Raw genomic sequence first — 25,085 nt, forward strand, 5'->3', positions numbered from 1 at the left:
TTCTTCCGCACCGGTGCTCACAATCTTCTCTCGTCCCACCCCTGGTACTGATTTGACCCTTTCAGCACCTCCGAAGGGCGGGTGCCCTTCGACCGCCTGACTCGCTCGAAGGAGTGAAGATCAAGCGGAAGTTGACCTTCGACTTGTGTCACTCCGCGCACATGGGCCAGGTCAGCACGTCGCCTTGAGAACGCCGCGGGCCGCCCGCAGGATGCGCACCCGTCTCCGGAGATTTCCGGTGTCAGGCACACTGGCCACATGCGTATCGAACTTGCCACCCTGGCGGGGGACCCGCGCCACCCGAACGAGGACTTCACCTCCGTGGCGCTGCCGGCGTCGGGGCGGGGCGGCGCGCTGGTCCTGCTGGACGGAGTGACACCTCCGCCCTCCGGCACGACGGGCTGTACGCACGGGGTGCCGTGGTTCACGGCACGGCTGGGCGGTGCGCTGCTCGAACTGTCCGTCTCCGCGCCGGAGATGACCTTGCGGCAGTGCCTGGCGGAGGCGGTCGCGCGGACCGCCGAGGCACACCGGGACACGTGCGACCTGCGGCACCGGCGCACTCCGCAGGCCACGGTGGTGCTCGCGCGCTGGGACGACGAGCGGGTGGAGCACCTGGTGCTCTCCGACTCGGTCCTGCTGATCGAGACGCCCGACGGGGCGGTCACGCCCGTCCTGGACGACCGCATCGCCCGCCTCGCGGCACGCGGTCCGGTCACCGACGATCAGCGCAACGCGGAGGGCGGCTTCTTCACGGCGGCCGCGGACCCCTCGGTCGCCGACCGCGCGGTCGTCGGGGCCACACCCCGTACGGGCGTCCGCGCACTGGCCGCCCTCAGCGACGGCGCGGCCCGCTGGGTGGAGGTCTTCCGCGAAGGGGACTGGCCGGCGTGCGTGTCCCTTCTGTCGAAGGAGGGCCCGCAGTCCCTCATCGACCGCGTCCGCGCGGCGGAGTCGGCGGACCCGGAGGGACGACGGTTCCGGCGGGGCAAGCCGTTCGATGATGCGGCGGCGGTGTACGCGGAGCTGTGACCGGGGCTCCGCCCCGGGCCCCGGTCCTCAAGGGCCCCCTCAGGCCTCCTCCGTGCTCTCGTTCAGCTGCCGCAGCAGACGCGCCAGTTCCGCGATCTCCATGCGATCCCACCCGGCAAGGCGGCACGCATACCGCTCCCGCCGAGCATCCCGCACCCGCGTGAAGCGCGCGCGCCCCTCGTCGGTGATGCTGACCTGGGAGGCGCGGCCGTCGGCCGGGTCGGGGGTGCGGGTGAGCAGGCCGAGTTCCTCCAGGGCGCGCAGCTGACGGCTCATCGTGGCCTTGCCGACGCCGAAGTACGCGGCGAGGTCGGTGGCCCGCTGCGGGCCGGCGTCCTCCAGGCGTACGAGCAGGCCGTACGCGGCCGGCTCCAGGTCGGGGTGGACGGCGCGGGCCATCTCGCCGGACTGGGCGCGGGCCCGGCGCAGGAAGACGGACAGTTCGCGCTCCAGGCAGAGGTAGGCCTGGTCCACTCCCCTGGCGCGCCCGTCGTCCGGCCCGCCCTCCCCGGGCTGCGGCGTCGTCGTCTGCTGCACTGAAGACCCTCTTCCGGATGTCCGGCTACTAACACTTCGCTCTCACTGCGGGCCGCGCCCCGTCACCGCGGCTCCTGCCAGTATTTCGCAGGATTGGACCGAAAGCTGACCCGCACCCGGCCAGTACCGGACAGAGCCGGGCGCGCGCCCGGGCCCGGCTTCCGGCGGGCTTTCGGACAACGCCGCGCCCCCGGCGCGTTTATGACATGGCCACATCAGGGCATTCCCTCAGCGATCCCCCGGTCCCCCCGGCCCGGATCCCCTCCCCCACCCCCACGATCCACGGCCCCGCGGAGGAACGCATGCGCCGCTTCGCCACCCCCCACCACCCCCGCCTCACTTCCTTACTGGCCGTCCTCACCCTCCTCCTCGCGCCCCTCGCCGCGCTCGTGGCCCTCGCGGGTGCCGCGCACGCGGCCGACCCGCACCGTCCCGGCCACCCCGAACGCGACTGGATGGGTTCGACGATCCGCGCGCACGAGCCCCAGGGGCCGGGCCCGGGGACACCGCCGCCCGCGCCGCTGGCCTCCGTCGAGGGGGTGGACGTCAGCAGCCACAACGGGAACGTTCCCTGGTCGACGCTGTGGAACCGCGGCGCGCGGTTCGCCTATGTCAAGGCCACCGAGGGCACGGGCTACACCAACCCCTACTTCGCCCAGCAGTACAACGGCTCCTACAAGGCCGGGATGATCCGCGGCTCGTACCACTTCGCCCTGCCGAACCGTTCCAGCGGCAGCGCCCAGGCCGACTACTTCGTCGACCACGGCGGCGGCTGGTCCGGCGACGGCAGGACGCTGCCGGGCACGCTGGACATGGAGTACAACCCCTACGGGTCCACCTGTTACGGCATGAGCGCGAGCGCGCTCGTCAACTGGATCGCGGACTTCTTCGCCGAGTACCAGGCCCGGACGGGGCGCGACGCCGTCATCTACACCTCCACCACCTGGTGGAAGAAGTGCACCGGCAACCACGACGGCTTCGGTGACGCCAACCCGCTGTGGGTGCCGCGCTACGGCTCCTCGCCCGGCGCGCTGCCGGCGGGCTGGGGGTTCCACACGTTCTGGCAGTACACCGACACCGGCCCGACGGTCGGTGACCACAACCGTTTCAACGGCGCGTACAGCAGGCTGCAGGCACTCGCCAACGGCTGAGCGCCCGCGCACACGAGCGGGTCCCCGGTACATCGGCGCCGGGGACCCGCCGCGGTTCACCAGCCGTTCGTTCAGCCAGCTCACCAGCCGCTTGTTCAGCCGCAGTTGCCCGCGGGCCGCGTCCGGGTCACGAGATCCGTGTGTCCGGTGGTGCCGTCGATCCACACGACCTGCCTGCCGCCGGCCGCCGCGGCCGACGACTGCTCACCGCGGTTGCAGGAGACACGCGCCCGGCCCGAGCCGTCCGCCGCGAACTGCCACAGCTTGGGCAGGGTCTCGTTGCGGTACGCGGTGTCCGGCACCAGCGCCGTGACCGTCACCGCGCTCTCGGAGGCGGTCAGGTCGTAGGCGTGCAGCGCGTCCGGACCGGTCTGCGCGCCGAGGTCGACCGGGTGCGACCCGTCGAGGTCCGCGCGCCGCACCGCCGCGTGGCCCGCGTTCGTCCCCTCGTCCACGAGCCAGAAGACGTGGGTGCCGTTGATGCCGGTCTGCCCGATGCCCTGCGGGGTGCCGAGCTGGGCGGCGAGTGTCCGTGCACCGGTCCTCAGATCCAGTACCTCGGTACCGAAGCGGGTCGTGCCGCCCTCCGGGTACAGCTTGGCGTACGCGATACGGCCGCCGCTGATCGACGGCAGCGCGGTCGCCTGCTCGTAGCGGCCGCCGTCGACCCACGTGGGCTCCTTGTCGCCCTTGCGCAGATAGCCGACGTGCCGGCTGCCGTAGGGGTCCGTCGTCTCGAAGACGACGGTGTCGCCCTCCACCCGCAGTCCACTCACCCCGCCCTCGGTGCTGTACAGCTTCTTCGCCAGTCCGCCGGTGAGGGGCCGCTGCAGGATGTCCACGCTCGTCGGCCCGTACGCGGCCCAGACGACCGTCTTCCCGTCGGTCGCCGGATAGACGTGGAAGCGGCCGTCGTTGGGGCTGATCGGCTTCGGCGCGCCCGTGCCGTCGGTACGTCCGGCCCAGACCGAGTACGCCTCGGAGCCGTCGTCGTTCGACCTGGCCGTGGCCCACCAGCCGCCGCCCGCGCCCGCGCCCGTACCGGCGGTGTTGAGCCGGTCCAGCAGCGGATCGCTGTCGACGCCGAGCGCGAGCTCCCAGTTCGGCACGATGCCGTGCGCGTTGAACGCGCGGGTCACGGAGCGCAGTTCGCTCCCGGAGACGCCGAGCGCCTTCGCGGCGGCGATGACCGCGTCACGGCCCTCGGTGAAGCCGTCCAGTGGCGTCATGTACTCGGTCAGCGCCTTGTACGCGACGCGGTCGGCGAGGCTGCGGCCCAGGTCCTTGCGGATGTCCCACAACGCGCCCGAGAAGATCGTCGAGTTGAGGTGCACCCCGCCGTTGTCCGAGCCGAAGGTCACGCCGAGGAAGTTCTTCGCCGTGGTGTGCCCGTCGTTCAGGTCGCGGAACGCGCACTCGCGCGGACCCTTCGTACGGCACAGGTGCGCGCCCAGCAGCCCCGCTTCCGGGTCGTCCATGGACTTGCCGGCGGCGTCCAGGGCGATGGCACGGCCGAAGTAGTCGGCGAGTGCCTCGTTGAGCGCGCCGGACTGACCTGCGTAGACGAGATTGGCGCTGTTCTCGACCACCCCGTGGGTCATCTCGTGCCCGACGACGTCGAGGTCGGCGGACAGGGTCCGGTACTCCTTGTCGCCCTGCCCGTAGACCATCTTGGAGCCGTCCCAGAAGGCGTTGACGTACGGCCCGCCGAACTGGGTCGCGCCCACCAGGGAGTTGATGGCCATGCCGCGCCCGTCGAGGCTGTCGCGGCCGTGGACCTTCTTGTAGTAGTCGTAGACCTTGCCCGCCGCCCAGTGCGCGTCGACCGCGCCCGCCTCGGTGAACTCCGGCCCGAACTGCGGCGTCGGCGAACCGAACTCCTTGATGCCGTCGGGCCAGCGGCCGGAGACCTCGCCGATGTCCTTGCCGCGCGCGTCCCAGGTGGAGATCAGGTTCTTGCTGCTGCCCCACATACGGGAGTAGTCCGTCATGACGTACTCGTTGCGGGCGGTGTCCTTGTACACGCCGAGCTCGACAGTGGTCCCGTCGTACTTGACGCCGGAGCCGGGGACGCCGGGGTGGGGTGCCTCGGTGTCCACTGCCCGCGCGGATTCCGCACTGCCCGTACGGGCGGTCTGCTGCGGCCCCCCGAACGTCTTGATCCCGCTGTACTGCAACACCGGGAAACCGGCCTTGGCATCGACGTACACCTCACGCAGGACCGGCTGCCCGGTGAGCGGGTCCTTGCCCCGCACGGTGACGTGGTGGGTGAGGACACCCGCCCCCTTGGGCAGCACGACGAGCCCGCGCGAGACCCCTTGCAGGGAGCGCGCCGACTCGTTCTTGATCCCCTTCTTCGCGGGGATGTCCGTCGAGTCGAGCCGGTGCCCGGCCAGGTCGCGCAGCGTCGCGATGACGGCGCGCTCGACGGCGACATCCTCGCTGACGTCCGCTTTCAGGTCGGTGTCGAGACCGGTGAAGTACCGCCCGGAGGTGCCGGTGACGACGCGCTTGCCGTCGTTCCGCTTCTCCATGCGGACCAGGTACTCGCCGCCGAGGACGTCGACGCCCTTGTGCTTCTGCTGGAGGCGGACGGTCTCGGTGCGGTCGGTGACCGTGGTCCGCGTGGGCCGCAGGTCGCGCTGCGGATCGGCGATCCGGTAGCGGTCCTTGTGGCCGGCGAGGTGGCCACGGGCGGCGTCGGCGGCGTTCCCGCCCGCCGGGGCCGCCTCCTTGATGCCCTCGACGAGGGCGGGGGTGGCGGTGCCCTTGCCGGGGACGAGGTCGCCGGGGCCGTCGGCGGGTGCCGCCGCCGCGTGCGCGGGCACTGCGGAAACGACGAGCGCGGCAGCGCCGAGAAGCGCTGCCGCGCCCGCGATTCCGCGTCCCGCGTGGTGGGTTGCTCTCAGTCTGTCCGAACGCGCTCTGGACTCGGTCTTGCGCAAGGTTCCCCCTCCGTACGTGCCTGGTCGGAGCCGTGACTGCGCCGCTCTCCCGGAATCATTGGGCAGAGGTATGCAAGCGGTAGCGGTTCCGGGTGGGCAATGGGGTGGGGGTGGCGGGGGGCAACTTTCGGCCGGGCGTGCGGGGTTGGGAGCCGCAGGTTCTGTATGCGCTGTGGCGCGTTCGTGTGAGCTCTCCGGGAACGGCGCGGCTCGTGCGTCGAGTTGGGCCTAGGGTGGGTGCCGGTTCCACCGGGGCGAGCGCTTCCCGTCCCTACACCCCGGCTCGGAGGGCACCGTGAGTTACCTGCGGCTGCTTCGGCAGCGGTCCGTCCTCGTGCTGTGGCTCGCACAGAGCCTGTCGGTGCTCGGGGACCGGTTGTACGCGCTCGCGGTGATGTGGGTCGTGTACGCCGCGACCGGCTCGGCCTCGCTCATGGGGCTGGTCGCGGTCGTCGAGTCGCTGCCGTATGTGGTGCTCGGCACCGTTGGGCGGCATGTGGTCGCAAGGTTCTCGTCGTTCGGGCGCCTGGCGTGGGTCGACGCGATCCGGGCGCTGGTCGCGGTCGCGTTGCCCTTCCTGTGGTCACCGGACGTGGGGGGTGTGGCGCTGCTGCTCGTCGGGGTGTTGCTGCTCGGCACCCTCGGGGCCCTCTTCGACCCCAACCTCGGTGCCCTGGTGCCCGATCTCGTCGAGCCGGAGCGGGTGCAGCAGGTCACGGGGCTGTTCGACCTCACGGGCCGCATGGCCCGGATCGCGGGTCCGGCCGGTATCGGTTTGCTGCTGCTGGCGTTCTCCGAGGTGCAGTTGTTCGCGCTGAACGGCGTGACATTCGCGGTGTCGGCGGTGGCGCTCGGGTGGCTGGCACGCCGGTGTGCGGTGGCGGCCGGCGGGGAAGCGGTCGGGCATCCCGGCGAAGTGCGGTCGGCGGTCCGTGCGTGGCCGGTGCTGCGAGCGCATCCCCGTGTCGGGCTGGCGGTCGGACTGCACGGGGTCGCACTGTTCTGCTCGGCTGTCACGGCGGTGGGGATGCCCGCGCTGCTCGCCACCCGGTACGGCGCCGGGGCGGCCGTCTACGGGCTGGTGACGGCGGCTGCGGGCGTCGGGGCGCTGCTGGGCAACCCGCTGGCCGGTAACCGTCGTTCGGGCGGCTGGCTGAGCGTCTACTGCGGTGCGTGGGCCGTGCAGGGTCTCGCGACGGCGTGCATGGGGCTGGTGCTGAACCTTCCGGCGCTGGTGTTGCTCGCCCTGCTGACCGGCCTGGTCACCCCGGCGACGAGCGTTACCCTCAGGGCGCACCTCGGCGCGTTCGCGCCCGACGAGCGGCTGTGTCTGATGTCCGTGGACCAGACCGTCATCCGTGCCGGTGGCACGGCCGGGATGCTGCTGCTGCCGTTCCTGGTGGATGCCTCGCCGCGCGGCGCGTTCGTGGCAGGCGGGGCAATGGTGGCGGGCTCGGCGCTCGCAGCACTGGTCGTCGCTTCGCGGTTGTCGCGCCCCGACGCCGCCTTGCCGCTGCCCGCAGCGTCCCGGGGGCGCGCCATGACCGCCGAGTAACGGCGGACGTGCCTCGGCCCCCGCCGCATGGTGCGGAAACGGCGGGGGCCGAGGGGCTTCAGTTGCAGGAGCGCCGCGTTTCGGACTCAGGATGCTCTGACCATCCGCATGGTTTCGACTACCCAGTGGCACTCCATCGGCGAGTTGTCGCCTTGTGATCGCCTTCACCCGGAACGCCACGGCCGAGCAGTTGCCCGGCTCGGCGCTGGAGCGGTCCGGCGAGGGCGAGGTTTTCGCCCTGGGCCACGCTGTGGAGGAGTTGGGTGAGGGCGGCCAGCTCGGCGAACCGGCCTGCGGGGGTGTCCAAGATGTGCGCAAGCTCGTGGCGGACTTGGGCGGCGAGTGGGGGAACGGCCAGGCTGTGGCAGTGGAGGACGGCGGCGTCGTAGCCGGTTGGGGCGAGCCCCCAGCCTTCCCAGTCGAGTATGCGGAGCGTGGGGCCACAGATGTTGGCCCAATGGAAGTCGCCGTGTGCGGTGGACCAGGACTGCGCGTAGGTGCTGACAGGAGCGCCGAGAAGCCGGGGCATGGCGCGTTCGAGGAAGGGCTGGTGAACGGTGGAGCGGTGAGTCGGGACCTGGGCGATCTCGTCCAGGGCGGTCCGGAGCGCTGCCCACCAGCTTGGCGTCAGGGCAGGCGGTTGCGTCACGGTCGGCGAGTCGGAGATCGGTTGAGTTGTTTCGCGATCGTACAATTCGGCGCGATATGCCAGCAGTTGATCGTTCCAGTCGTAGCAGGCACGTAGACGGGGGCGCGGCACGGAAGCGGGGATGTGTCGTTCCGCATCGAGGGAGCCGCCCCACCAGAAGGTGCGGTCGGTCTGGCCGACCGGGAGGCAGGCGATACGGAGCCAGGAGGGTCCATCAGCCGAGGTGACGGGCTGGCTCAGGGTCCGGCCGCGCCAGCCCCACACCTCGCATGGTTCGGGGTCGGTCAGGACGCCGAGCGCAGTCTGGGCCCGGTCCTGGGCGGCGCGCATCCGCCGCGTCGTCGTCGGGTCTTCAGGCTCGGGCCACATCGCTGATCCCCATCACAGTGTCGGTCGCGGCCCGCGCGAGGATGGCTTGCGTGCGGGCGTTCAGGCCCAAGCGGTTCCAGTGGAAGATCACGTGATGCGCGAGGACGTCCCTGACACCCCGCAGGAGGGTGCCGTCGTGCGCTCCGGCTCCAAGCTCACGGCCTGCGTCGTTGAAGGCGGCGGCCCAGGGGGCAACGAACGCCAGGGCCCCGGTGGTGTTGAGGAGCGCGCTCGTCGGGCTCGCGTCCACGGTCATGAGGCATGCCAGCCCGGCGGTCAGGTCCCGCAGCCGGTCTGTGGGTGTGTCGCGTGGTGTGGGCCGCATCCGGGCGACGCGGTGCCAGATGTCCCCCTGTTCGTGCCATTCCTGTCCGGCGCTGTGGAACAGGGCGCTGCAAAGCAAGACCGATAGTTCGCGGCGGCCGATTACCGGTTCCCGGCGGAGGAAATCGAGGATGCCGACACTGTCGGCGTGGAACAGGCGGTGTGCGGCGTCCATTCCGGGAGGGCCGCCGAAGGCGAGCGTTTCGGGCTCGTAGACGGTCTCCCACCAGTGGAGCGTCACGCCGTCCGTGGTGAGCTTGTCCAGGAGGGGCGCGATGGCTTTGCGTACGTCGGCGTGGGAGGCGCCGGGACCGGGGCGGAACCTCAGCCGCCAGCAGGGGTGTTTGCGGATGAACCACCAGCCGGTGAACGGCCCCGTGTTCTGGGCGCGTTCGAGCTGGGGACCGAGCAGGATCGCCGCAGCGTGCTCCGCCGTGTGCCAGTCGGCGAACTCGATACGGACTTGGTACCAGTCACGATCAGCTTCCTGGGCTTTGAGTGCTGCTCTCCCGGCGTTCTGGAACAGCTCGATGGCGTCAGCGAGATCGGCGGGGTCCAGGCCGGACCGGACGGCGGCCTGACGGAGCGGGGCGCCGCTCAGAACCGCCAGGACGCTGTCCACGATGCTGCTTGCCATGGGTGTGTTCCCCATCTCTGGTCAGTGGAGGAGCAGGAAGGCGTCCCATCCGGATACCGGGGGTTTGTCGCGGGCGGCGGTGTGCAGGGCGAGAGCGGCCCCGGCGGCACCTTCGAGAAGACCGAGGCCCTCGTGTTGTCCGGCGCGGCAAGTTAATTGCTCAGCAAGATAGGAGAGTTGAACGCCGATCGCGGGGGTGAGCGCGTCCTGAGCGGTACGCCAGGCGGTCTGGTACAGGCCGGCCCATCCGTGGCAGAGGCCGGTGTCCGTGATGCTGCCGAGTCGGGCCGGGTCGGACAGGCACTCGGCCATGGCGCGCTCGGCGTCCTTCTGGCGCGCCGTGTTGTTGGTGGCGATGGCGGCGAGCTGCTGCGCACGTGCGATGCCGGGGGTGCCGTAGCACCAGCTCGGCCGGTGTGCGCGGCGCTGGCTCGGCTGTCCGGTGACCAGGTCGTCTCGGGTGATCCACTGGGGCCACCATGCTCCGGTGCCGGTGTCCTGCTGCCAGACGTCGAGCCAGGCGCAGATGGTGTTGATTGCCTCGGTGTGCCCGTCGACGATGATGTGCCGGCGTGCTGCTGCGGCGAGGAGCGCGAGGGGCCCGGTGATGCCGTGAGCGAGACCGAGGTTTGCGTGTCCGCCCGGGAAGCCGGGCGAGTTCTTGACGTTCGGGTCGTGGTGGACCCACCACCCGGGCAGCGTCTCGCCGTCGGTGCGCAGGGGATCAGTGAGGCGGACCAGGTATGCCAGCACCCGGGCCAGTGCATCGCTGCCGGGGGCGTGGTGGAGGAGGTACGCGCCGATCCCGGTGAGGCCGTGGAGGACGTCGTACTCGGCGAACGCCGGGAGGTCGCCCCGGTCCATGCGGGCCAAGGCTGCGTCGACACGGCGGTGGGTGAGCGTGGTGACGTGACGGTCCAGTGTGGCCAGAGCGGTCCGGTAGCGGTGGTCGCCGTCTGCCTGGGCTGCGTGGAGCACGAACGACAGCGCAGGCGCGCCGAAGTGCAAGCCGCTGTCATCGGCCGCGCTGATGCCGCCGTCGGCCGCCGCCGTGACCCAGGTGTGCACGTCCTGCCAAGTTCCTGCACCGACGTGGGCACGCTCGATATGCAGCAGCGCACATCCGGCCGTGCCTTTGGTGAGGGACTGGGCGCGCCAGCCTTGGCCAGTGGGATACGGCCGAGGTACGGCCAGTTGCCGAGCGAGGTCATCCGCGGCCTCGGCCGGGGTAGGGCCCTGCGCGGTCAATGCTCCCCCTTCCGGCTGTGGGCGATCTGGCGCAGGGCCGCCGCGCGGGCCAGTCGCTGGACGATGCGCTCCCGGTCCGGGCTGACGCCGATACTGCGAACGTGGTGCATGTGGAGCAGGGACCGCAACACTGGGTCGGGGGCGCGCTGGTGGGCTATCTGCTCCCGGTAGGCAGCGAGTGCGGTGCGCCGCTGCTCCCAGGCTCGTGCCACGAGTTCGCCGCCTGGCCGGGCCCGTATCTGCGCCCAGTCGTTGCTCGGGTCGGTCAGCCGCAGCGCAGTTTTCCGCAGGTGCTGGTCCAGCTTGCCCTGCTCCCGTGAAAAGGAGTCGGTGATCCATCGCAGCCCGTCCTCGGGCGTTGAAGCATAGGCAACAGCAGTGCCGACCAGGCTGGCGGCCGTAATGGCCTCCGAGGGAAGCCCGGTTCGCGTCGCCATTGCGATCTGGGCCAGGGCGGCGGCGGAGTCGGCGGCGAAGACTGCCTCTGCTGCCCGCATGGCATTTCCGTGGCCGTATCGTCCGGTCTCGGGATGGTGGGTGGCGAGCGTGACCTGCGAGACAAGTCCGGCTCGGCGGAGGTTGTTTGCCCAGGCATGGAAAGCGCCGGCGGCGAGGCCGTATTGGTCAGGTGAGGGGAGACGCAGGTACAGGTCGAGGTGTTGTTCGCGGTCGGGGCGGGTTACATCTCGGTGTCGCCGGAACCACCAGAGGGGTAAGTCGCACAAGCCTTCAATGAGTCGGTGTAGGTGGTCAGTCAGGATCTCGTCCTGGCGGACGGGGTGGCCGTAGATCTGGGCATACAGCCATGAGGAATGCCCCGGCAGGTGTCCGGCGTCGCGTTCGACGGGGCGCGGCCGTCCTGATGGCCCTGACTGTCGCGCGGCGGACTGGGAGTGGGCGACGTGCAGGGGCAGGAGAAATTCATGGGCACGCCCCACGAAGGCCAGGTCGTCAGGGGCAGGAGCTTCGCGCAGTTCGACGTGATCGGTACGGGCGAGGCGGGCTCGCAGCAACTCCCGGTGCAGAGCGTTGCGAAGATCCAGGCGCATCCGCAGATCGGTCTCGCACAACATGACCGTCAGCGGAACCCGTAGCCGTCGACACCAGGTGTCCAGGGATGCCTCCCATTCCGGCATTGATGCCGCGCGCACGGGGAGATCGGCGGCGGTCAGCATCCACCGGGCCGGGGACAGTACGGTCCGGCCGGACCGCAGGCGCGGCAGGTACGGCAGGCGGACTGCGGCACCCCAGTCGAACGCCTTGTATACGGCGCACCGAGCGGTGGTGACCTCGGCGAGGAAGCGGGCGAGCGGTGGGGTGAGTGTTCCGGCCTCCAACGCGTGCAGGACACGCGGTTCCAGGTGTCGCCCGGTCGAGAGCTGCACCAGTTGAAACTCACGGGAGTCGGCACTGACTGCCAGGTCGCGCACGGCGATGACATCGCGGTGGGGGCCGCGGTGCTCCGCCAGGGGGATCGTCTGCTCCAGCAGCTGTGGCGTACGCGCCACGTTCTCGCTGCGTCGCCGACGTGGCGCGAACGACAGCTGTGCCGCGATCGCGCCACGGCCACCCGTGCTGGCGGTGGCGTAACTGCGCGCCAGGGCCCTGCGGTCGGCGTCGGGAAGGAGGCCCGCGAACCGCCCGGCCATGCTGCTGCCGGGTCGTGGCACGCCGGTGACCTGGAGCCGGAAGTCGCCTCGCCGCACAGCTTCGGGCGAGGTGGCGTGAAGCTGGAAGGCCAGCTCGACACGTGGCGGCAGCAGCGTCTCGGCGGGGTCACCGACCACCAGTTCGCGGATGATGCCTTCGGTCAGAACGATCTCTTCATCGCCGGCCATCACGGCCTTCTGCACCATGGCAAGAAGGACATCGTCACGAGCCGTCATCGTCCGCGCGTCAGTGCCCAGCGGAGAACCCAGGTATCCGGCGGGCATCCCCAACCCGCTGTCGGCCAGCAGATCTTGGACGGGCACGACAGCCCCCGGCCCATACCGCTGCCGAAACCGGACATGGAAGTCTTTCCACCGCGGGTACCCGAACGGGTAAGGCGTCAGCCGCAGAAGCGTGGACGCGGCGGCCTCCGCCTCGCCCAGGACTGTCTCCGGGAGCCGGACCTCGCAGTCCAGGCCCAGGTCGGTGATCAACGGTTGCTCCGTGACGTCGCACACCGCCCTCATACGATCGGCAACCATGGGCCGGGCCGCCGCGTGGACGGGTGCCGGGTCCGGGCCGGTGTTTTGACGTAAGAGCTCGTCGTGAATGGCGCCCAGCTCCTGCACCAGTCCAGCGAGATCGGGCAGTTCCTCGGCGGCGTCGACCATCCCAAGCTGTTCGCGCAGGTGCCCCAAGGCGTCGGGTCGGGCCATCGGGGCACGAAGGGAAGTGATCAAGAAATGTTGGGAGACGAGCTCACCCAACAAGGTCGTGATCTGCTCCGGCTGCGCGGCCGGGTAAGCCACAGCCAGCACCTTGGCGAGATCCCCGAACCGTATGGGCTCGCCGGCCGCGTCCATCGCGGTGCGCACCGGGCCGGTGCAGCGCACGGACACTTCCAGCGGCGCCAGCGCCTCCAGTTCGTCCTCAGTCGCATGACCGGGAACAACCAGTCGGTCACCGCGTACGAACGCGGTGCTGTTCGCAACCACTGACAGTCGTTCCAGGAGACCCCGGTGCTGTTCCAGACGGCCGATGACCCCGTCGAGCCATTGCATGTCCGCTCGGAGCACCACCCGGTGGCTGTCTCCCCAGCGAACCAGCGGCTCATCGCCCACCTTGGCCGCCCCGACTCCTGCGAACAGGCCGAACGGAGTGGCCCTGCCCCTCCAGCGCAGCAGATATGACGCCACCGAGCGCACCATGCGGCGCACCTGGCGAGCATCCACCCGTGCCCCGGTCAGTACATCGTGGACCTGCCGGGACAGCACCGGGCTGGCAACTTCTACAGCCAAACGGAACGCGCTGCACTGCCAGACCTTCGCCAGCCACGCGGATCCCTGCTCCACGGCCACACCCGCGTCAGCGGACAGCTTCACGTCTTCGCACGCGACCCGGCCGCCCGGGTAGGTCGTGGCACGTACCAAGAGCACCCCTGCTTCCCGGTACAACAGCCGGTCCGCTCCTCCCGCCATCGCTTCCCCTCCCTTGATTGCGAAGTCCCGCAACGGAAATTGGTGCTGGGCGTGCTGGGCGGGTGATCCGCTCAGCACGCCCAGCAGCGGGGCGCCCGTGTCAGGACGGGTCGCCGACGAACGACACGCAGGCGGTGCCCGAGCAACTGGAGCCGCAGTTGTCGCTGGTGTCCCGCAGCAGGTCACGTACCGGCAGGCCAGCCTCGACCACGCGCACGTCGAGCGTGAATTCATCAGCCACGGCGGGAGCGCCCGTGATGTTCTCAGCCATGCGAATCACTCCTTCTCTTCCGTCGGGTGGTGCATTGCGCCCTGGCCCTCGCGGGGCCAGGAGATGATGATGCGGACGTGCCGCTTGGTGACGACCCGGCCCTCGGGCAACCCGGTCTCCGGGGTCTCGACGGGGAAGGCCCAGATGCGCGGACCGGGGCCGCCCCGATGGTCTCGGTCCCACGCACGGATCTGGTCCGCCATCGTCCCGGCCAGAGTGGGAGCGTCCGGGCCGAAGGCGTGGACCCCGAACTCGAACGTCGGCCGGTCAGGTTCGTCGCCGGTCTTCCGCACGGCGAGGTAGGCGAAGCTGCCGCCGTCGACCACAGCCGGGCAGGCCATCTTGTTCTGCGGAGCGACCAGACCGGTGTCAAGCTTCGAATCCACCGTGAGGAGGCAGAACCCGTCCAGGGCAGTAGCCAGCCACATCTGGAGTGTGTCGAACGGCTCTCCCGGCTCGATCGTCACGCCCGTCCAGGATTCCGCCCGGTCGGTTTCCAGCGCACCGTTCAGCAGATCGGGGTCCGCCGGCCAGTCGTCGTCGAACCGCAGGCCGATCTCCTTGCCGTGAAGGAGCAGCAGACGCTCCTGGTGTTCCCCGGCGCCCTGCATGGTGACGAAGCCGCAGATCTCCGCCGACCGGCTGACCAGGTGGTCGTCCTCCTTCTCGAAGGCCACCGACCGGGTCAGCCCCCGCATCCGCAAGGGAACGACAAGACGCCCACCGTCGGCGAGTTGGTCCACCCAAGCGGGCGGGACGTCCCAGCTCCCGACCGTGACGACGATCCGGTCATAGAGGGCGTGCTCGGCGCACCCCTTCTCGCCGTCCGCCGTCACCACGTTGACGCGCCCGTACCCGGCCTCTGCCAGGAACCTCCTTGCGCGGTCGGTGACATCCGCGTCGATGTCGATGGTCGTGACCTCGCCGTGCCCGCCGACCAACTCCGCCATCAGTGCGGCGTTCACGCCACCGGACCCGATCTCCGCCACGTGCATCCCAGGGCGCAGCTCAGCCTGTTCAAGCTGCATTGCCTGAATCTGCGGCGCGGAGACCGAGCTGACGGTGATGCCGTGTTCGTTCCGCTTGGTCACCACGATGTTCAGGGCGTATGCCTCCTCCAGCGGCACCTCGGGGGCGAACACATGCCGGGGGACGGCCAGGAACGCCTCGGCCACCCGGTCGGTGCGGATCGCGCTCTGCTGACGCAGCTTGGCGACGAGAGCCGACCGCAGGGAGTCGGCAGTAGCGGTGTTGTTGGTGTCCATCTGCGGGAGGTTAGACACGTCGAGGGGGCTCCTTCCGGCCTTGTGGTTCTTCTGCGCCAATTACGTGAAAGCAGGGCGGGGTGTTTACGCCGGTCCAGGTCGCGACGTCCGGGCGGCCCGGGAAGTCGCCGTGCCGGATGACGGTGGTCACGGGCCCCGGGGCGCGCTGTTGGCGGAACTCGGCTGAATACCGGAGCAGGAGGTCGACGGACTTGGCGAGGAGACGCAACGAGGCTGCCGGGTCATGCACTGGGTCCTGTGCGACGGCGCGGGCGTGCCGGACAGTGTTCTGTGCGATGTCTTTCGCCCGCGAGTCCTCCAGGGCGTTGGCGTACCTCTCTGCCGGACCGGCGAGCAGACCGATGTACTGGCGCAGGCGTCGGCGCAGGGCGTCGGCGGCCTCGCCGGTCGGCCTGCCGCTGGCGAGCGCGAGCGCCAGCGCGCTGTCGCCGGCCATGTCGTAGCCAGTCGGCGTCTGTTGCATGGCGGTCACTGTCCTGTCTCCGGGGGCGGAGTCGGCTCGTACCCCTTCGGGATCTCGCAATGGTCCCGGAAGGCGTCCCAACCGTGGGAGGCCCTGGCGACGAGCCGGGCCGAAGGGTGGCCCGGGTTGGTTCCCTCGCCGGGAACGCGGACGGGAAGGGGCCTACTCTCCGGCTGACTGGTCATCTCAGGTCTCCGAAGCACGCTCTCGTGGGAGTCGCCGCCGAGACCGCCCGTGTGATGGCGGGCAGCGGCGTTACGGGGGCTCAGCCACCGCGGGATGGAGGAACGGGCCCCGGTGACGGCGCCACGCCACAGTCCACCGCCGCGACGGCCGCCGCTCCAGGACGCCGAGCGGCCGTTCAGCGGCCATTCAGCGGCCCCACTCCGGGGAGCCCCCACGTGATTCCCACCACCACACACCGCCCTCCGCCGTTGCCGCATACGGTGAGCGAAGAATTCGGATCAGGGGGCAGTCGGATGAGGACTCCGGCCAATCAGATGCTGTTCGCCGCCCGCGTGGCCAAGGGCTGGTTCAGCCAGGAAGCGGCAGCTCAGGGGGTCAGCGAGGCGGGTAAGTCGGTGTTGCGGGACTCCGGCTACGAGGTCAGCGTCCGTACGTACCGGCGCTGGGAATCAGCGAACCCGGGCTGGCCCAGGCCGGACCAGGCGACCGCCCTACGGGCAGCGTTCGGGCGCGGCCCGGAACACTTGGGATTCGTCGCAGGCCCCGCGACACTGATTGACATCCAGCCCCCGGCCTTGGACAGGATCCCGCCCGTGAAACGCCGCGAAGCCCTTGCCACCGGGGCCGCCGTCATCGGCCTGCCCTGGCTCAGCCCGTCCCCCGCCCGTGCCGCCACTGACCTACGTGTAGGGCGTGAGGAGATCGACCTGCTCCACGCCACCGCTACCGACCTTGATGCCATCGACCAGCAGTTCGGCGGCGACCGGCTGTGGCGCTCCGCCCGCATGCAGCTGATGTGGGTGCACCACGTGATAGACCACGGTGTTTACAACGATGACATCAGCCAGGAACTGCACACCATCGCTGGTCAACTCACCACATCGCTCGGCTGGTTCTGCTACGACGCCGAGCAACAGACCGAAGCCCGCGTGTACTTCGCCGAAGCGCTCAACACCGCGATGATCTCCGACGATCATCCGCTGGCCACCAGGACACTGTCGAACATGGCCCGCCAGTCCGTCGATCTCGGCAAGCCCCGTGAGGCCATCCGGTTCGCGCGCACCGCTGAACGGCACACCGCCCAGTGGGATGCCCCACCGCGTGTGGCCGCATTACTGGCCATCCGCACAGCACAGGGCTACGCCCGGCTCGGCGACGAGATGAACACCTCCCACGCCATCAAACGGGCCTGGCGCGCGTTCGACCAAGGAATCACCGACCGCGACCCGGAGTGGACCCGTTTCCTCAACGAGGCCGAACTGATCTGCCTGGAGGGCATGTGCCGCTCCGATCTCGGGCAGCACAAGCGAGCCGTGCGGCTCCTGGAACGGTCCTCCGGGCTCCAGGACGTCGAGCACTCCCGTAACCGAGGTATGTGCCTCGCCCGACTCGCGCACGCCGCTGTCCAGGACCACGACCTGGACCGCACCACGGCCGTCACCAAGGAGTCGCTACGCCTCATCGAGGGCGGACAGTCCTCCACCCGCAACCGGCGCCAGCTCGCGCTCGTCCGGGACAGCCTCCAGCCACACGCCAAGAGCCCACAGGCCCGCGACACCATCGAACTACTGACAGCACATATCGCCTGACCAGAAAGGGATCCTGGACCCTATGCCCGCCCGCACCCTGCCCGACCTCACCTTCACCCGGCACATTCCCGACGCCGCGCGGAAGATCTCTCCCGAGCTGACCGATGTCTACGCCGAGGTCTACAGCGTCCCCCCGTACACCGGCGACCCGTTCTTCTCCGTCGCCGCCTTCACCGACCGGCTCACCGCCGCGTTCGGCATGAACGGCTTCGAGGTGGTCACCGCGCACCTCGCCGACGGCACCCTCGCCGGATACGTACACGGCGTCACCCTCTCCCCGGACCGCGCCTGGTGGGTTTCCCTCGCTGGCCAACTTCCCGCCGACGCCAAGAAGGCAGCCGAGGCCGCCCAGGTGTTCTGGCTCCGCGAACTCATGGTCCTGCCCAAGCTCACCAACCAGGGAATCGGCCGGGCCCTGCACGACCAGATGGTCACCGGCCGCACCGAGCCCTGGACCACCCTCACCTGCATCGCCGACAACGAACCCGCCCGCTCCGCCTACCCGCGCTGGGGCTACGAGGTGGTCGGCCGCATCAAGCACGCTCCCGAGTCCCCGGTGTACGACGCGATGCTTCTCCGGCCCTGAGGGGACTGACCGCTCGCCTGTACGTGCGCCGACACGGCGGCGCGTTTCCGACGCGGGCCGGGGAGGGCGAGGCTGGGTGACGGTACCAGCTACCGGCCGGCTACGAAGGTGCCCTTCGCGGGCAGCGTGACCAGGAGCCCGCGCTCGCGAAGCTCCCGCACCGCGCGGCGCGCCGTCCCGACCGCGACGCCGTACTGCTCCGCGAGGTCACGCTCCCCGGGGAGCCGGGCACCCTGCTTCAGCCGCCCTGCCGCGATACGGGCAGCGATGTGGTCCGCGACCTGGACGTAGACGTAGACCGGCGCTTCCGGGTCGACGATCGGGGCGAGCTGCTCGGGTGCCATGGAGGTCACCGTAGGGCAGGACACGGGGGCGGCGCCCAGGAGTTGGGGCGCCGCTGCCCGACCGCGCCGACTATTGCTTCGCGACGAACGACCCCATGCCGGGCGTGGTGACGATCAGCCCTTCTTCGCGGAGGGCAGCCGTCACCTTGCGGACCGTCCCACGCGCGACACCGAATTCCTGCTCCATCCGCACCTCGGAAATCTTGTGGTGCACCGGGTACTCGCCGCTCGCGATACGCCGCCGGATCTCATCTGCGATCTGCGCCCACTTGGGCTGCGTGGGGTCGTACTCCATCACGCGGGTGACTGTATGCACTGATATCCGACTGCTCATAGACAAGAGTATCCCTGCCTAGGGATGGACAGGATTGAATAGGTCCCCTAGCGTGGCGGTCACAAAGGACCCCCGCGACCGTAGTGGCGGCCCGGGGGCATGGCCAACAGCCAACAGGAGCTGCTGACATGACGAACCCTATCGCGCGCTTACTCGCCCGAGTGAAGACCCTTTTCGCGCCCAGAACCCGCACCGGCCCCGCTGCCCGCCGAGGGGCGCACTCCCCCACGTTCCCGGAACAGCGGTGCCCGTACGTGTACCTCTGGATCGGGGCGCACGGCATCAACTTCGTCCCCCGCGAGCCGGAGGAGGCCGCCAAGTGACCCCGGAACCCGGAACGTTCGTCATGGACACCCGCACCGGCAACGTCGGACAGGTCATGGGCCACCAAGGCCCGTACCTCCAGCTCCGCCCGCCCGCCGGCGGCCGCGAGTGGGACGCGGAACCCGACGCCGTACGCCCCGTCACCGACGCGGAACGTCTCAGCGCACAGGTCCGCGCGGTCAACCACCGCAGCCAGAGCCGCGCATGAGCGCGCACACGGTGATCCGGTACGCGGACTGGACCATCGGCCCGGACCCGGGGCCGGTCACGTTCGTGATGCGGTGCGCGGCGTGCGCCGCATCGTCCGCGCCGGACGAGGACTTCGAAACGGTTCGCGAGTGGGCCTTCCGGCATGCGGGACGCAACCCGTCGCACACCGCCTACCGCGAGGTGATCCACCGCCACTGGCGGGCAACGCTCGTCCGCTGACGCCGAACACAAGCCGCCCCGGCCGCTCCTCGCGGAGTGGCCGGGGCGGCTTGGCGGAGCAGAGCTCACTCCCGGGGAAACTCATCCGTTTCCAGCGTCATCCCCAGCACCGTGTCGGTGAGGTCGATCGGCTCGCCGAAATCGATGGTCGAATAGCCGTGGTACTCACCATCCTTCGGCAGCGTGTAGACGTGACACTTGCCGGTGTACGGGTCGGCGATGACGTACACCGCGATCTCAGCAACCGCGTAGGTGTCCTTCTTCACGCCGTAGTCGTTGCGCGCAGTCCCGCGGGACACCACTTCGAGGACGAACTCCACGTCCTGGTAACGCCACTTCCCCTTCTTGTCGGGCTTGGCTCCGGCGGCGGGCTTAAACAGATCGGGACAGAACACGTTGCCGCCGCCCGGAAGGTCGAGGCCTACGTCCATGGGGAACCTGTTCCCCTTCCGGCCGAAGCGCTCCAACATCTGGCCGCGAACGTCCTCGATGATGGCCGAACGCGCACCCGACTTCGGCGACATCGTGATGCGCCCCTCAACGAGCTCGCCCCTGTAGACCTGGGGGACGATCTCGTAGAGCAGCTCGAACATCTCGTCCGGACTCGGCTCATCACTGTCGGCCATCTCGATCCCGTCTCGATGCGCACGGCACGCGGGATACGCCCGGAGCCGAGCCCGTGGCGGCGTCGGCGGCCCAGCCCGCTCAGCCTCCATGGAAGCCATCACCGTCCCGGGGAAACCCGTCCGTCATCAGCATCATCCCCAGCACCGTATCGGTCAGGTCGATCGGATCGCCGAAGTCCACGCTCATCCTGCTGCGGTACACGCCGTCCTTCGGCATGGTGTGTGCGTGGCACAGACCCGTGAACGGGTCGGCGATGACATACACCGGAATCCCACCCGCCGCGTACGCCGCCTTCTTCGGGCCGTAGTCGCTGCCAGCAGTCGCCCGCGAGATCACTTCCAGGACGAACTCCACATCCTGGTACCGCCAGTTGCCCTCCCCCGCCGAATCGGCACCGTCGGAGACCTTGCAGATGTCTGGACAGAACATGTTGCCGTACCCAGGAAGGTCGAGGCGGACATCCACCATGAGGCGGCTGTCCGGCCCGAAGCGGTTGCCCAGCTGGAACAGCACATTCCTGATCACATCCCAGTGCGAGTGCCGCTTCGGCACCATCTGCACGACCCCGCCGACGATTTCCGCATGACAGCCACCCGGCGTGATGTCGTAAAGAAGCTCGAACAGCTCCTCCAGGCTCGGCCCACAGTCACCCAACGCCATCCCCTCCCCACACCTCAACGAGGGAAAGGGCCTCCGGACCCGGTCCGCACGCGTTCGCTGTAAGCGTACATACGGAGGGGCAGGGAGTCCGTCGAAGAAGTCCGGCGGGATCAGCTTTCGCGTACGCGAACGGCGTCGCGCAGTACCGGCCAGCAGCCCATGCCCAGCAGCAGGGCCACCGGGTGGCCCCAGCTGGCCAGCGGGTCCGCGAACTCGACGAGGTCGGCGGCGCACATCAGGCCGGCCACGCCCAGCAGCGCGGCCTTCACCCCGCGCGGCACGAATCCGGCGAGCGCGCCCACGCAGGCCATGACGCCGAAGCTGACGCCGTAGTCGAGGCGGTGCAGCGACGCCTCGGGCAGCCGGCCGGCCGCGACGGCGCCCGCGACCGGCAGTTCGGTGGCGAGGGTGGCCACGATGTGGCCGAAGAGGAAGACGCCGGCCGTGCGCAGTCCGCCGACGCGGCGCTCCAGGGCACCCAGGACGAACGGGAAGGCCAGCCCGTACGCCGTGAAGACGCCGCCGGCTATCCACAGGGCGCTCGCGATCAGGACGAGCAGCGGGCGCTCGGCGAGGTGCGCGGCGTCGGTGCTGGAGTCGCGCAGGAGCTGGTTGACGGTGGCCTCGTCGCCGAGGTCGCCGTAGATCGCGGTGCCGAGCAGGACCATCGCGTACGCGAAGGTGAAGGGGGTGCCGGTGGGACTGGGCAGGGCCCGGCGCAGCGCGCGCAGGGCACCGGCGAGCGCCGGGCCGGCGCCGCGGCGCGGCCGGGTCCGTGTCCCGGCGGACGGCATCCCGGCGGACGGCACCTCGGTGGCCGGTACGCCGCGCGCGGGCGCGTCGGCCGCCGGTGCTTCGGTGGGGTCAGCGACACTCACGCGCCCAAGCCCCTTTCCTGTGCCCTCCATCGGCTGTCGGGCGGCAGGCTCCCGCCGTACCGCCCCACACCGTGAACATTAAGGTGCGCAGATGTACGGCAAATCAACTGCCGCCTGTGAGACCTGTCACCTTCGTCAACCCCTGCCCCAGCCGGCGCGTCCCCCGAGCGATCACATCTTCTGGAGGCCCGTCTTGACCGTCTCGACCACGCTTCCCGACCCCCCGGCGGCCCCCGTCACCCTCGACCGCCGCGACGGCCCGTACGGCGAGGTGGTGCTGCGCCGGCGGGGGGAGGTCCTGGAGATCATCGCCAACGGCTGTTTCCTGATGGACACTTCGGACGGCCGCTCCGAGCGGCTGCTCGTCGACGCCGCGCTCGCGGCCCTGCCGGCGGACCGCTGCGCGCCCGCCGTGCTGATCGGCGGACTGGGCGTCGGCTTCTCGCTCGTACAGGCGGCGCGGGAGCCGCGCTGGGGCCGGATCACCGTCGTCGAACGCGAGCAGGCCGTCGTCGACTGGCACCGCTCCGGGCCGCTCGCGGAGATCTCGGGGCGGGCCCTGGCCGACCCGCGCACCGAGGTCGCGCACGCCGATCTGCTGGACCGACTGCGCGCCGCCGAGGGCGAGTTCGACGCCTTGTGCCTGGACATCGACAACGGGCCGGAGTGGACCGTCACCGACGGCAACGCGGGGCTGTACTCCCCCGCCGGTCTCGCCGTCTGCCGTACGGCGCTGACGCCCGGCGGCGTGCTCGCCGTGTGGTCCGCGCGGCCCTCGGAAAAGTTCGAACAGGCCCTCCGGAATGCCGGGTTCGCCGGGGTAAGAACCGAAGAGATCGCCGTTGCCCGGGGCGTCCCCGACGTCGTCCACCTCGCGCTCCGCCCGCCCCTCGACGCCGCGTAGCCGTCCCCTGCCACCTGCCCGTACCCTGCTTGCCACAGCCGCAGGTTCGTAGGCGAAGCACGCTACGGGAAGACGCTAGGGGCGGGGCGCATGGAGCAGACACACATCGGCCCGAACGGCGCCTCGGCCTCCGCCGGGGCGCAGCGTCGGGTCCTCGTCGTCGAGGACGACCGCACGATCGTCGACGCCATCGCCGCCCGGCTGCGGGCCGAGGGTTTCCACGTCCGTACGGCCGGGGACGGGCCCGCCGCCGTGGACGCCGCCGAGGCCTGGCAGCCGGATCTGCTGGTGCTCGACGTGATGCTGCCGGGCTTCGACGGGCTGGAGGTGTGCCGGCGGGTGCAGGCGCAGCGGCCGGTGCCCGTGCTGATGCTCACCGCCCGCGACGACGAGACCGACATGCTCGTCGGTCTGGGCGTGGGCGCGGACGACTACATGACCAAGCCTTTCTCGATGCGGGAGTTGGCGGCGCGCGTGCATGTGCTGCTGCGTCGCGTGGAGCGGGCGGCCCTGGCCGCGCACACCCCGCGCAGCGGCATCCTGCGCCTGGGCGAGCTGGAGATCGACCACGCGCAGCGGCGGGTGCGGGTGCGCGGCGAGGACGTGCACCTGACGCCCACCGAGTTCGATCTGCTGGTGTGTCTGGCGAACACGCCCCGGGCCGTGCTCTCCCGCGAGCAGTTGCTCGCGGAGGTGTGGGACTGGGCGGACGCCTCCGGGACCCGCACCGTCGACAGCCACATCAAGGCCCTGCGGCGGAAGATCGGCGCCGAGCGCATCCGTACGGTCCACGGTGTGGGCTACGCGCTGGAGACCCCGGCGGCATGACCGGCGGCGCCGGTCGGCCCCGGTCCGCCGCGCGGCCCGGGATCGGGGCGCGGGTCTGGGAGGCGCTGCGGCCGCTGGACCCCTACCGTTCGGTCAAGGCGGCGCTGGGCGCGCTGGTGATCGGCTCGGTCGTCATAACGACGTTCCTGGTGTTCGTCGCGATCCACTCGGCGACCGAGCTGCGGGTCATCACGGTCTTCTCGATCATCGCCTCGCTGCTGATCACGCAGTTCGTGGCGCACGGGCTGACGGCTCCGCTCGACGAGATGACCGAGGTGACCCGGGCGATGGCCCAGGGTGACTACACGCGGCGGGTGGGGGCCGGGCGGCGGGACGAGTTCGGGGCCCTGGCCGAGGCCTTCAACCGCATGGCCGCCGATCTGGAGGCGGTGGACACCCATCGCAAGGAGCTCGTCGCCAACGTCTCGCACGAGCTGCGCACTCCCATCGCGGGGCTGCGGGCGGTGCTGGAGAACGTCGTGGACGGCGTCTCGACCGCCGACCCCGAGACGATGCGTACGGCCCTGCGGCAGACCGAGCGGCTGGGGCGGCTGGTGGAGCAGTTGCTGGATCTGTCCCGGCTGGACAACGGGGTCGTGCCGCTGCACGCCCGCCGCTTCGAGGTGTGGCCGTATCTGGCGGGGATCCTCAAGGAGGCGAGCATGGCCAACGGCTCCGGGTCGGGTCCGGGCGCCCGTAAGGACGTCCATCTGCACCTGGACGTCTTCCCGCCGGAGCTGACCGCGCACGCGGACGCGGAGCGGCTGCACCAGGTGGTCGCGAACCTCGTGGACAACGCGGTCAAGCACAGTCCGCCGCACGGCCGGGTCACGGTGCGGGCGCGGCGCGGCGAGGGCGCCCAGTCCCTCGCCCTGGAGGTGCTCGACGAGGGGCCGGGCATCCCGGAGGCCGAGCGGGACCGGGTCTTCGAGCGCTTCAACCGGGGCCCGGCCGGTCAGCACGGGCCGGACAGCGACGGCGGTACGGGCCTGGGCCTGGCCATCGCGCGGTGGGCGGTCGATCTGCACGGCGGCGGTATCGGGGTGGCCGAATCCCCGCGGGGGTGCCGGATCCGCGTCACTCTTCCGGGCGGACCTCGTGATCAGCTTTGACGTAGGGTCGGGCCCGGAGGCGCGCATTCTCAGGAGTGCGGGCGCGCTTCGGCGAACCCGGGAAACCCCGGCCGATGCGGAACCGGGTGTGTTTCCCGCCAAGTCATGCCCCGAAACCCGTCGACGAATGTGACTTGCGCGACTGCTGGCCGGGGTGGCCTGCAGGAACCGCGTGGACAGGCGTAGCCTTTATTCCCGCTGTCCACCACCTTAGGAAGCGGAAGAGGGCGGTTGCCGCCGTGTCGCCACAGTCCCCCAACACTTCGAGCGTCTCGACCGAGCAAGACGGGCCGGGCAAGAGCCCCGCTGACGTATTCGGTCCCAATGAGTGGCTCGTCGACGAGATCTACCAGCAGTACCTCCAGGACCCGAACTCGGTCGACCGAGCCTGGTGGGACTTCTTCGCCGACTACAAGCCGGGCACTGCGGCGGCCGCGCCGCCGCAGGCAGTGACCGGGGGCGGCGCCCCCGCCGCGCAGGCCCCGGCCGACCGGGCTCCGGCTGCTCCTGCCGTGCAGCCGGCCCCTGCCGTCGCGAAGCCCGCCGCGCAGGCTCCGGCTGCCCCCGCTGCCGCGAAGCCGGCTCCCGCCGCCCCGGCCGCCGCGCGCGGCACCCCGACCGCAGGCGGTCAGGCTGCGGCCCCGGCGCCCGCCGCGCAGGCCCCCGCTGCCGCGCCCGCCGCTCCAGGA

26 protein-coding genes are annotated in these 25,085 nt (G+C 70.5%); 12 read left to right on the plus strand and 14 right to left on the minus strand.

The features are described from left to right. Positions 1 to 258 precede the first annotated feature (258 nt). Entirely contained in the window at positions 259 to 1,032 is a 774-nt protein-coding gene (locus tag ACFP1Z_RS14560) for a hypothetical protein (RefSeq protein ID WP_390316654.1), read from the plus strand. A gap of 39 nt (positions 1,033 to 1,071) precedes the next feature. Here ACFP1Z_RS14560 and ACFP1Z_RS14565 read toward each other — a convergent pair whose 3' ends face one another. Further along, positions 1,072 to 1,569, minus strand: a complete 498-nt coding sequence (locus ACFP1Z_RS14565) for a MarR family winged helix-turn-helix transcriptional regulator (protein ID WP_390316655.1) — start codon at positions 1,567 to 1,569, stop codon at positions 1,072 to 1,074. Between the two features lie 302 nt (positions 1,570 to 1,871). On the opposite strand from ACFP1Z_RS14565, the gene ACFP1Z_RS14570 reads away from it, so the two are divergent. Continuing rightward, positions 1,872 to 2,720, plus strand: coding sequence for a lysozyme (locus tag ACFP1Z_RS14570; protein WP_390316656.1), 849 nt, complete (start codon positions 1,872 to 1,874; stop codon positions 2,718 to 2,720). Between the two features lie 95 nt (positions 2,721 to 2,815). Here ACFP1Z_RS14570 and ACFP1Z_RS14575 read toward each other — a convergent pair whose 3' ends face one another. Then, the gene (locus ACFP1Z_RS14575; RefSeq protein ID WP_390316657.1) at positions 2,816 to 5,548 is read right to left on the minus strand and encodes a M4 family metallopeptidase; all 2,733 of its coding nucleotides are present in this window, start codon (positions 5,546 to 5,548) and stop codon (positions 2,816 to 2,818) included. A gap of 412 nt (positions 5,549 to 5,960) precedes the next feature. Between ACFP1Z_RS14575 and ACFP1Z_RS14580 the strand changes: the two genes are divergently transcribed. After that, the gene (locus tag ACFP1Z_RS14580) at positions 5,961 to 7,220 is read left to right on the plus strand and encodes an MFS transporter (RefSeq protein WP_390316658.1); all 1,260 of its coding nucleotides are present in this window, start codon (positions 5,961 to 5,963) and stop codon (positions 7,218 to 7,220) included. A 118-nt stretch (positions 7,221 to 7,338) separates the two neighbouring features. On the opposite strand, the gene ACFP1Z_RS14585 is transcribed toward ACFP1Z_RS14580, so the two are convergent. From ACFP1Z_RS14585 to ACFP1Z_RS14615, 7 genes are all read right to left on the minus strand, one after another. Then, entirely contained in the window at positions 7,339 to 8,238 is a 900-nt protein-coding gene (locus tag ACFP1Z_RS14585; RefSeq protein WP_390316659.1) for a hypothetical protein, read from the minus strand. Beyond that, positions 8,222 to 9,199, minus strand: a complete 978-nt coding sequence (locus ACFP1Z_RS14590; RefSeq protein WP_390316660.1) for a thiopeptide-type bacteriocin biosynthesis protein — start codon at positions 9,197 to 9,199, stop codon at positions 8,222 to 8,224. The genes ACFP1Z_RS14585 and ACFP1Z_RS14590 overlap by 17 nt, the downstream gene beginning before the upstream one ends. Positions 9,200 to 9,220: 21 nt before the next feature. Continuing rightward, the gene (locus ACFP1Z_RS14595; protein ID WP_390316662.1) at positions 9,221 to 10,447 is read right to left on the minus strand and encodes a lanthionine synthetase C family protein; all 1,227 of its coding nucleotides are present in this window, start codon (positions 10,445 to 10,447) and stop codon (positions 9,221 to 9,223) included. Then, on the minus strand, positions 10,444 to 13,575 hold the full coding sequence (locus tag ACFP1Z_RS14600) for a lantibiotic dehydratase (protein WP_390316664.1): 3,132 nt from the start codon (positions 13,573 to 13,575) through the stop codon (positions 10,444 to 10,446). Before ACFP1Z_RS14600 ends, ACFP1Z_RS14595 begins: the two co-directional genes overlap by 4 nt. A 100-nt stretch (positions 13,576 to 13,675) precedes the next feature. Continuing rightward, entirely contained in the window at positions 13,676 to 13,846 is a 171-nt protein-coding gene (locus ACFP1Z_RS14605; RefSeq protein WP_390316665.1) for an FxLD family lanthipeptide, read from the minus strand. Positions 13,847 to 13,851: 5 nt separating this feature from the next. Further along, complete coding sequence (gene fxlM, locus ACFP1Z_RS14610; protein ID WP_390316699.1) at positions 13,852 to 15,111, minus strand: methyltransferase, FxLD system; 1,260 nt, start codon at positions 15,109 to 15,111, stop codon at positions 13,852 to 13,854. Positions 15,112 to 15,121: 10 nt separating this feature from the next. Further along, complete coding sequence (locus tag ACFP1Z_RS14615; protein WP_390316666.1) at positions 15,122 to 15,595, minus strand: DUF6415 family natural product biosynthesis protein; 474 nt, start codon at positions 15,593 to 15,595, stop codon at positions 15,122 to 15,124. Between the two features lie 479 nt (positions 15,596 to 16,074). Here ACFP1Z_RS14615 and ACFP1Z_RS14620 point away from each other — a divergent pair, with 479 nt between their 5' ends. Then, positions 16,075 to 17,370: a hypothetical protein gene (locus ACFP1Z_RS14620; RefSeq protein WP_390316667.1), complete on the plus strand. Its 1,296-nt coding sequence runs from the start codon at positions 16,075 to 16,077 to the stop codon at positions 17,368 to 17,370. A 22-nt stretch (positions 17,371 to 17,392) separates the two neighbouring features. Further along, a complete protein-coding gene (locus ACFP1Z_RS14625) occupies positions 17,393 to 17,956 on the plus strand; it encodes a GNAT family N-acetyltransferase (RefSeq protein WP_390316668.1) in 564 nt (187 codons plus the stop codon). An 89-nt stretch (positions 17,957 to 18,045) separates the two neighbouring features. Here ACFP1Z_RS14625 and ACFP1Z_RS14630 read toward each other — a convergent pair whose 3' ends face one another. Together ACFP1Z_RS14630 and ACFP1Z_RS14635 are read right to left on the minus strand one after the other, a co-directional pair. Next, positions 18,046 to 18,300 carry a GntR family transcriptional regulator gene (locus ACFP1Z_RS14630; protein WP_390316669.1) on the minus strand — a complete coding sequence of 85 codons (255 nt, stop codon included), beginning with the start codon at positions 18,298 to 18,300 and terminating at the stop codon, positions 18,046 to 18,048. A gap of 70 nt (positions 18,301 to 18,370) precedes the next feature. After that, entirely contained in the window at positions 18,371 to 18,595 is a 225-nt protein-coding gene (locus ACFP1Z_RS14635; protein WP_390316700.1) for a GntR family transcriptional regulator, read from the minus strand. Between the two features lie 167 nt (positions 18,596 to 18,762). On the opposite strand from ACFP1Z_RS14635, the gene ACFP1Z_RS14640 reads away from it, so the two are divergent. From ACFP1Z_RS14640 to ACFP1Z_RS14650, 3 genes are read left to right on the plus strand one after another with little or no spacing between them, the layout of a single operon-like run. Beyond that, positions 18,763 to 18,957 carry a hypothetical protein gene (locus ACFP1Z_RS14640; RefSeq protein WP_390316670.1) on the plus strand — a complete coding sequence of 65 codons (195 nt, stop codon included), beginning with the start codon at positions 18,763 to 18,765 and terminating at the stop codon, positions 18,955 to 18,957. Next, on the plus strand, positions 18,954 to 19,166 hold the full coding sequence (locus ACFP1Z_RS14645) for a hypothetical protein (protein WP_390316671.1): 213 nt from the start codon (positions 18,954 to 18,956) through the stop codon (positions 19,164 to 19,166). The genes ACFP1Z_RS14640 and ACFP1Z_RS14645 overlap by 4 nt, the downstream gene beginning before the upstream one ends. After that, a complete protein-coding gene (locus tag ACFP1Z_RS14650) occupies positions 19,163 to 19,387 on the plus strand; it encodes a DUF7848 domain-containing protein (RefSeq protein ID WP_390316672.1) in 225 nt (74 codons plus the stop codon). The genes ACFP1Z_RS14645 and ACFP1Z_RS14650 overlap by 4 nt, the downstream gene beginning before the upstream one ends. Before the next feature lie 65 nt (positions 19,388 to 19,452). Here the strand turns inward: ACFP1Z_RS14650 and ACFP1Z_RS14655 are convergent, their stop codons facing one another. The 3 genes from ACFP1Z_RS14655 to ACFP1Z_RS14665 all read right to left on the minus strand — a co-directional run bounded on the left by ACFP1Z_RS14655 (position 19,453) and on the right by ACFP1Z_RS14665 (position 21,552). Continuing rightward, positions 19,453 to 20,013 carry a Uma2 family endonuclease gene (locus ACFP1Z_RS14655; protein WP_390316673.1) on the minus strand — a complete coding sequence of 187 codons (561 nt, stop codon included), beginning with the start codon at positions 20,011 to 20,013 and terminating at the stop codon, positions 19,453 to 19,455. Between the two features lie 79 nt (positions 20,014 to 20,092). Next, positions 20,093 to 20,674: a Uma2 family endonuclease gene (locus tag ACFP1Z_RS14660; protein WP_390316674.1), complete on the minus strand. Its 582-nt coding sequence runs from the start codon at positions 20,672 to 20,674 to the stop codon at positions 20,093 to 20,095. A 110-nt stretch (positions 20,675 to 20,784) separates the two neighbouring features. Further along, a complete protein-coding gene (locus tag ACFP1Z_RS14665) occupies positions 20,785 to 21,552 on the minus strand; it encodes a rhomboid-like protein (protein ID WP_390316675.1) in 768 nt (255 codons plus the stop codon). A 193-nt stretch (positions 21,553 to 21,745) separates the two neighbouring features. Here ACFP1Z_RS14665 and ACFP1Z_RS14670 point away from each other — a divergent pair, with 193 nt between their 5' ends. The 4 genes from ACFP1Z_RS14670 to ACFP1Z_RS14685 form a co-directional block, all read left to right on the plus strand. After that, complete coding sequence (locus ACFP1Z_RS14670; RefSeq protein WP_390316676.1) at positions 21,746 to 22,456, plus strand: spermidine synthase family protein; 711 nt, start codon at positions 21,746 to 21,748, stop codon at positions 22,454 to 22,456. Between the two features lie 90 nt (positions 22,457 to 22,546). Continuing rightward, complete coding sequence (locus ACFP1Z_RS14675; RefSeq protein ID WP_390316677.1) at positions 22,547 to 23,284, plus strand: response regulator transcription factor; 738 nt, start codon at positions 22,547 to 22,549, stop codon at positions 23,282 to 23,284. Next, a complete protein-coding gene (locus ACFP1Z_RS14680; RefSeq protein WP_390316678.1) occupies positions 23,281 to 24,396 on the plus strand; it encodes a sensor histidine kinase in 1,116 nt (371 codons plus the stop codon). Before ACFP1Z_RS14675 ends, ACFP1Z_RS14680 begins: the two co-directional genes overlap by 4 nt. Before the next feature lie 239 nt (positions 24,397 to 24,635). After that, positions 24,636 to 25,085, plus strand: a 450-nt coding sequence (locus ACFP1Z_RS14685; protein WP_417801282.1) for a 2-oxoglutarate dehydrogenase E1 subunit family protein, incomplete at its 3' end; no start/stop codon positions are given.

It is taken from the genome of Streptomyces gamaensis, assembly GCF_042656465.1.
GTDB classification, from domain to species: Bacteria; Actinomycetota; Actinomycetes; order Streptomycetales; family Streptomycetaceae; genus Streptomyces; species Streptomyces gamaensis.

Excerpts from the sequence above, each read along its gene's own strand:
- ACFP1Z_RS14560 (WP_390316654.1), top strand. The coding sequence starts at position 259 with ATGCGTATCGAACTTGCCACCCTGGCGGGGGACCCGCGCCACCCGAAC.
- ACFP1Z_RS14570 (WP_390316656.1), top strand. The coding sequence starts at position 1,872 with ATGCGCCGCTTCGCCACCCCCCACCACCCCCGCCTCACTTCCTTACTG.
- ACFP1Z_RS14585 (WP_390316659.1), bottom strand. The coding sequence starts at position 8,238 with ATGTGGCCCGAGCCTGAAGACCCGACGACGACGCGGCGGATGCGCGCC.
- ACFP1Z_RS14590 (WP_390316660.1), bottom strand. The coding sequence starts at position 9,199 with ATGGCAAGCAGCATCGTGGACAGCGTCCTGGCGGTTCTGAGCGGCGCC.
- ACFP1Z_RS14600 (WP_390316664.1), bottom strand. The coding sequence starts at position 13,575 with ATGGCGGGAGGAGCGGACCGGCTGTTGTACCGGGAAGCAGGGGTGCTC.
- ACFP1Z_RS14605 (WP_390316665.1), bottom strand. The coding sequence starts at position 13,846 with ATGGCTGAGAACATCACGGGCGCTCCCGCCGTGGCTGATGAATTCACG.
- fxlM (WP_390316699.1), bottom strand. The coding sequence starts at position 15,111 with ATGGACACCAACAACACCGCTACTGCCGACTCCCTGCGGTCGGCTCTC.
- ACFP1Z_RS14615 (WP_390316666.1), bottom strand. The coding sequence starts at position 15,595 with ATGCAACAGACGCCGACTGGCTACGACATGGCCGGCGACAGCGCGCTG.
- ACFP1Z_RS14620 (WP_390316667.1), top strand. The coding sequence starts at position 16,075 with ATGAGGACTCCGGCCAATCAGATGCTGTTCGCCGCCCGCGTGGCCAAG.
- ACFP1Z_RS14625 (WP_390316668.1), top strand. The coding sequence starts at position 17,393 with ATGCCCGCCCGCACCCTGCCCGACCTCACCTTCACCCGGCACATTCCC.
- ACFP1Z_RS14630 (WP_390316669.1), bottom strand. The coding sequence starts at position 18,300 with ATGGCACCCGAGCAGCTCGCCCCGATCGTCGACCCGGAAGCGCCGGTC.
- ACFP1Z_RS14635 (WP_390316700.1), bottom strand. The coding sequence starts at position 18,595 with ATGGAGTACGACCCCACGCAGCCCAAGTGGGCGCAGATCGCAGATGAG.
- ACFP1Z_RS14640 (WP_390316670.1), top strand. The coding sequence starts at position 18,763 with ATGACGAACCCTATCGCGCGCTTACTCGCCCGAGTGAAGACCCTTTTC.
- ACFP1Z_RS14650 (WP_390316672.1), top strand. The coding sequence starts at position 19,163 with ATGAGCGCGCACACGGTGATCCGGTACGCGGACTGGACCATCGGCCCG.
- ACFP1Z_RS14655 (WP_390316673.1), bottom strand. The coding sequence starts at position 20,013 with ATGGCCGACAGTGATGAGCCGAGTCCGGACGAGATGTTCGAGCTGCTC.
- ACFP1Z_RS14660 (WP_390316674.1), bottom strand. The coding sequence starts at position 20,674 with ATGGCGTTGGGTGACTGTGGGCCGAGCCTGGAGGAGCTGTTCGAGCTT.
- ACFP1Z_RS14675 (WP_390316677.1), top strand. The coding sequence starts at position 22,547 with ATGGAGCAGACACACATCGGCCCGAACGGCGCCTCGGCCTCCGCCGGG.
- ACFP1Z_RS14680 (WP_390316678.1), top strand. The coding sequence starts at position 23,281 with ATGACCGGCGGCGCCGGTCGGCCCCGGTCCGCCGCGCGGCCCGGGATC.